Here is a 5,691-nt window from a genome sequence, read left to right as displayed (position 1 = left end):
TGGTGGATTCAAGCGTTCGACCTATGCGCGCAACTGCCTGCTGGCGCGTCGCCTCGTGGAAAGAGGTGTGCGTGTCGTTCAGATTTATTGTGGCAAGAGCCAGCCTTGGGATCACCACACCAAGAACAGCGAGTCGCATCGCAATCACGCCGCGGTTGTGGATCAGCCGATCGCGGCGTTGCTCGGAGATTTGAAACAGCGAGGCTTGCTGGAAGACACGCTGGTCTTGTGGGGCGGAGAGTTTGGAAGGACGCCGACCTCACAAGGCGACGATGGCCGGGACCATAACCATCACGGCTTCACCGTCTGGATGGCTGGAGGCGGCGTGAAGGGAGGCATGACTTACGGATCCACGGATGAGTTCGGCTTCAAAGCGATGGAGAATCGCGTGCACGTGCATGACCTGCACGCGACGATGCTTCATCTGATGGGACTGGATCACGAAAAACTGACCTATCGCTACAGTGGGCGCGATTATCGTCTCACGGACGTCCACGGCGAGGTTGTGAGGGACATCATCGCGTGAGGCTGGCCTCCATATTTTTAGCTTGCCTGGTCGCCATTGGCCTCGCCGTCCCGCTGCGCGCTGAGGAAGCGAGCGGCATCGAGTTCTTCGAATCCAAAGTCCGCCCTCTTCTCGCGAGCCAATGTTACAAGTGCCACAGCGAGGAGGCCGCCAAAGCGGGAAAGCTAAAAGGCGCTCTGCGGCTCGACACCCGCGCTGGCGTCGCAAAAGGCGGCGAGGCAGGTCCGATCATCAAGCCGGGGAAACCGGAGGAGAGTCGGATGATCAAGTCCGTCCGATATACGGATGAAAATCTGCAAATGCCGCCGAAGCAGCGCCTGTCGGGCGAGGAGGTGGCCATTTTGGAAAAGTGGGTAGCGATGGGTGCACCGAATCCGCGCGAGGGCACAGCGACGGGGGCGACCCCGCGCGTGATCGACTTTGATGCCGAGCGCAAGCAGTGGGCATTTCAATCCCCGACGAAACACGAGGCACCCAGCGTCGTCGACAGCAGTTGGCCCAGAAGGCCGCTCGATTTTTTCGTCCTGGCCGCACTCGAAAAGCGGACGCTCCGTCCTGTCCGGCCAGCGACCAAGCGAGAGTTGATCCGGCGCGCGACCTTCGACCTGATCGGGCTGCCGCCGACACCCGAAGAGTGCGATGCGTTTGAACGGGATACCGAGCCAGGCGCCTACGAGAAGCTCATCAACCGGTTGCTGGCTTCGCCGCATTATGGCGAACGCTGGGGTCGCTTCTGGCTGGATGTGGCGCGCTACGCCGACGATCAGGGCAATTCGTTCCTGACTCCGACACCGGCGGCTTACTTGTATCGCGACTGGGTCGTGAATGCGTTCAATCGCGACGTGCCTTACGACGAATTCGTGCGTTTGCAGATCGCAGGCGATGAAATTCCCGGCCCGGCCAGCGACTACGTCGCGCGGCTGGCAGGACTCGGCTTTCAAGGGCTCGGCCCACAATTCCGAAAAGGAGCAGCCGGAGAGGCCAAGGCCAAGGCCGATGAGTTGGAGGATCGGGTGGACACACTGTCGCGGGGGATCCTGGGCCTGACGGTCTCCTGCGCCCGGTGCCACGATCACAAGTTCGATCCGATTCCGACCCGCGACTATTACTCCCTGGCCGCGGCCTACAACGGCGCGGAGTGGCCCAGCCGGATGCTGGCGGCACCTGAGATCGTCGAAGCGCACAAGAAATGGGGAGAGCAGGTGGAGCAAAAGAAGGCAGGCTTGAAAAAGTGGTCGGAAGATCAGGCGCGGCAACTTGGCCGCGAAGCTTTGCCGAAAACCGATGCCTACGTGGTCGCCGCCTGTAAAATGTCGGTCTTAAGGCAGCATAAGCTGCCCTTGGACGACGCGGCATTTGCGAAGCAGCAAGGGTTGGAACTCTACTTCCTGAATCGCTGGGTCAAGGTCCTCGATGAAGCCAATGATGAGCCAACTCTCAAGCCGCTTCGCGAGGCCGCCAAACAGTCAAAAGACCTCGCAATCGTCACCCCCTCCGACGCGTTGCGGCAGCAAGCCGAGGCCTTGAAGAACAAGGTCCTCACAGCCGTGACCGCGCTCACCGCGAGCGAGCAACCCCCCGCGGACCCATCGCAAAAGCCAGTGCCCCTTCCACCAGACCATGACGCACTTCTCAAGGTTCTCTGGAAGGGCGCCAAGGCGCCGTTCTTTGTCGCTGAAAATGACCGGGCGGGTTTGCTCAACGAGGATCAGAAAAAGCAGTTGGCCGCACTGCAAACCGAGTTGGACGCGCTCTCGAAAAACCCTCCGCCCTCGGGACCGGTCATGCCGAGCATCAAAGGCGGCGGCCAACCCATGCAGGTTTTCGTGCGTGGCAATCCCGAGAAACCCGGCGAACCAGCGCCTCCGGGATTCCTGCGAGCCTTAAGCAGGTCGAACGACCAGCCCGAAGCCAAAGCCTTCACGCGGCTTGATCTCGCCGATGCCATTGCCCGTCCCACAAATCCGCTGACTGCCCGCGTCTTCGTGAATCGTGTCTGGCACTATCACTTCGGCCGGGGCATCGTTTCCACGCTGAGCAATTTTGGAAAGCTCGGCAGCCCGCCCACGCACCCGGAACTCCTCGATACGCTGGCCGTGCAATTCGTGGAAGCCGGCTGGTCCGTCAAATGGTTGCATCGCGAAATCATGCTCTCGTCCACCTACCAACTCAGCAGCGCCCAGGACGCGAGTAACATCGCCACGGATCCCGGCAACGAATACCTCTGGCGCATGACGCCGCGCCGCCTCGACATCGAGGCATGGCGTGATGCTTTGCTCAGCGTCTCGGGCAGACTCGATCCCCAGCTTGGTGGGCCATCCATCGATCAAAAAACACCGGGCCTCAAAGAGGTCGCGGGGTTCGATTTCTTCACGCGGATGAATGGGATCGAAGCCGATACTCCCGCAGGACGCAGGCGCACGCTTTACACCGTGGTCAGTCGTTACGCTCCGAACACCACGCTGATGCTCTTCGATTTTCCGGAGCCAAATGTGACGAGCGACCAGCGCAATGTCACGACCGTGCCCCAGCAACAATTGTTTGTGCTCAACAGCCCGTTCAGCTTCGAGATGAGTCGTGAGTTCGCCAAGCGTCTCGAAAAGGCGGCCGCGAATGATCACGACCGGCTCCAACTCGGATGGCGACTGGCATATGGGCGACCTCCAGCCGCGGAGGAAACCTCGCTGGCACTTGAATTTCTCCGGGCTCCCGTTGAGCCCACAACCGCGGACCAATTGAACCGCTGGGAACAGTTGTCGCACGCGTTGCTCGCCAGCAATGAATTCATGTTCCTGCCCTGAATACAATTCGCACGCTCATCCTGATCCTGACGCTAATTCCGGTTGCCGCTTGCGCGGTTGCCTGAGTTCGAACTCCCCCAGGATGCCCTCTGTTCGGAATCGAAGCCGACGCATGACATCCTAACGCTTTCCGCGCGGAGCGTCAAAAAGCAATTTCCTATCAATATAATGAACCTCCTCACGTCGGCTGCTACGAGTCTTTTCATTCTCACGCTTTCGTCTATCTTCGCAAAAGCCGACGGCGATTTTTTGTTTTCCGGCCAGCGCGAAACACAAAGCGGCGTTCACGGCAAAGGCAATGTTTATGCGCCCGACGTTCATTTCCACAGCGGCAAGTATTGGATGTGGTTCGGCGGACAGGGGAAGGATGGGCATGACCGCATTCATCTCGCGCAATCCGCCGATGGCAAGACGTGGAAACAACTCGGTGTGGCGCTGGAAGAACCTGCCGCCAATCACGTCAACGATCCTTCGCTGGTGCGCGTGAAAGGCCGATGGTGGATGTTTTACACGGTGGCGATGGTGGATGTGATTGATGAAATCGCGCTGGCTGTTTCGCAGGATGGGCTGCATTGGGAAAAGAAAGGTGTCGTCTTCCCCGCGAGCCTGAAACCGGGTTGGGATTCTTTGTTGGTTGGGCGTCCCTCCGTGCTTTACGAAAAGGGCGTTTTTAAAATGTGGTATGATGGGTGCAAGGAATTGCCGCTCAATGCTCCGGCGCAGAATGTTCCGAAGTCTGCTTCTGCGCGAAAATTTGTTGGCTATGCGGAATCGAATGATGGGCTGAAGTGGGAACGCAAAGCGGAGCCGATCTTCGAGGATGCCACGGCATTGCATGTAGTGCGTTTTGGCCAAGGCTATGTGATGGTTTTCGAATCCTGGGCGGGAACGAAATTTGCCACCAGCAAGGATGGATTGGCTTGGAAACAGGCCGGAACGCTGGCGGAGAAAAGTGCTGACTTCGACCGGTTCGGCCACGTCACGCCGTTTCTCCTCCTTGGAAAAAATGTAAAGCCAACTTTGTATTTCGGCGCTGCCTGCGAAAGCACGTGGGATGTGAATTGCATGGCGGCGATGGAGTTAAGTGAAGCGATGATGGAGAAAATCAAATCCGAATGAACGCAGGCTAAGCCATGATAGAAAATACGATCTATGTCTCGGGGTGGTTTGGCAAATTAGGAGAACGGTGTCCGTCCGATAGGATGTCCCTCGCCGGTGGCCACGGTTTATGACGTGATACCACACCCACGCCAGGTTGATTCGCAACGGTCTCACCAGAGTCCATCTCCCATCGACCCTCGCTCACTTGCCAACGATTGAGATGCGACCCTATTTCAACGGTAATTAGATATCGATCACCAGTTCAACTTCTGGGGTCGGCGGAACCGTACGATACATTTCATAGGTTCCTGACCGGTCTTGTTTCAGTTTTTTAGATCGGGCGATTTGATTGGCCACGCTCCAACCATTTCCAAGATGCCGGTAACTGCCGGCATGCTCGACGCGAAACGCCTTACCCGATGGCCGAGACCAAACCTTCAGTTGCGAATCGGCTGGGATCCGAGTGCTCGCTGGAATCATGTATCCGCTGATATACTCAAAAACTCCCTCCCTGATACGGAACTCGGTATAGACTGAAATCATCTCTCCATCCATCGCGATACCCAGCCGTTTGAATTCGGCTTGAGCCGCACCAAAAGCCTTCTCCATCGATTGCCCGACTTGATCGACCGCACACGATGAGGCGATTCCAGCCATCTGAACCGGGCCGACTTGCACGATCCCGTGGACGATGGATTTGGAGGTGATCGATCGGGTTTCGATCCATTCTTTGAGCATCGCCAAACCGCGCATATAGTCCATCCCGATGAAGGTCTTCATCATGCCGACCATCCAGAACATGAACCATGGCAGGCTGCTATCCATCGACCAACTGACTTTCGTTCCGTCATGGAAGGGGTTCAGTCGAAAGACAACTTTTGCATAGGACTTGAACGGTTTGAGAAAATTCAGATCGTCTTCGATCAAGCAATTGGGTTCCAGTTTCTTGTGCTCAATTCTTCCTTCACCGGTCACTTGACCGGCCCAAGTATAACTCGAACCGATCGAGGAAGGATTGCTGGAAACGGTGACTTTCGCTTCTGGCTCGGCGATCAACCAGGGAGACCAGGTAGTCCAAGTCCGATAGTCGGCCAGTGCCTCGAACACTCGCTCGGGAGGAGCTTTGATTTCAATCGTACGTTCAACCCTGATCCACGGGTAATTCGGTAGCGATTCAAAAAAACCGCTTCAGGACGCATCAGATGTGAATTGTTCTCTTGCAATGTTATATATGTCATGTATTTATTTCGCATGCCAGCTCGC

The 5,691-nt window shown here is 57.1% G+C and carries 4 protein-coding genes; 3 read left to right on the top strand and 1 reads right to left on the bottom strand.

Annotated elements, in window-relative coordinates:
* The 3 genes from FJ404_19105 to FJ404_19095 form a co-directional block, all read left to right on the top strand.
* Positions 1 to 526, top strand: a 526-nt coding sequence (locus tag FJ404_19105; GenBank protein ID MBM3824961.1) for a DUF1501 domain-containing protein, incomplete at its 5' end; no start/stop codon positions are given.
* A complete protein-coding gene (locus FJ404_19100) occupies positions 523 to 3,327 on the top strand; it encodes a DUF1553 domain-containing protein (protein ID MBM3824960.1) in 2,805 nt (934 codons plus the stop codon). The genes FJ404_19105 and FJ404_19100, both read left to right, overlap by 4 nt.
* Positions 3,328 to 3,495: 168 nt before the next feature.
* The gene (locus FJ404_19095) at positions 3,496 to 4,446 is read left to right on the top strand and encodes a hypothetical protein (protein MBM3824959.1); all 951 of its coding nucleotides are present in this window, start codon (positions 3,496 to 3,498) and stop codon (positions 4,444 to 4,446) included.
* A gap of 225 nt (positions 4,447 to 4,671) precedes the next feature.
* Here the strand turns inward: FJ404_19095 and FJ404_19090 are convergent, their stop codons facing one another.
* Positions 4,672 to 5,580, bottom strand: coding sequence for a hypothetical protein (locus FJ404_19090; GenBank protein ID MBM3824958.1), 909 nt, complete (start codon positions 5,578 to 5,580; stop codon positions 4,672 to 4,674).
* Positions 5,581 to 5,691 lie beyond the last annotated feature (111 nt).

It is taken from the genome of Verrucomicrobiota bacterium, assembly GCA_016871495.1.
In the GTDB taxonomy this organism is placed as follows: Bacteria; Verrucomicrobiota; Verrucomicrobiia; order Limisphaerales; family VHDF01; genus VHDF01.
This window is presented reverse-complemented; position numbering and strand designations above follow the sequence as displayed.

Excerpts from the sequence above, each read along its gene's own strand:
- FJ404_19095 (MBM3824959.1), top strand. The coding sequence starts at position 3,496 with ATGAACCTCCTCACGTCGGCTGCTACGAGTCTTTTCATTCTCACGCTT.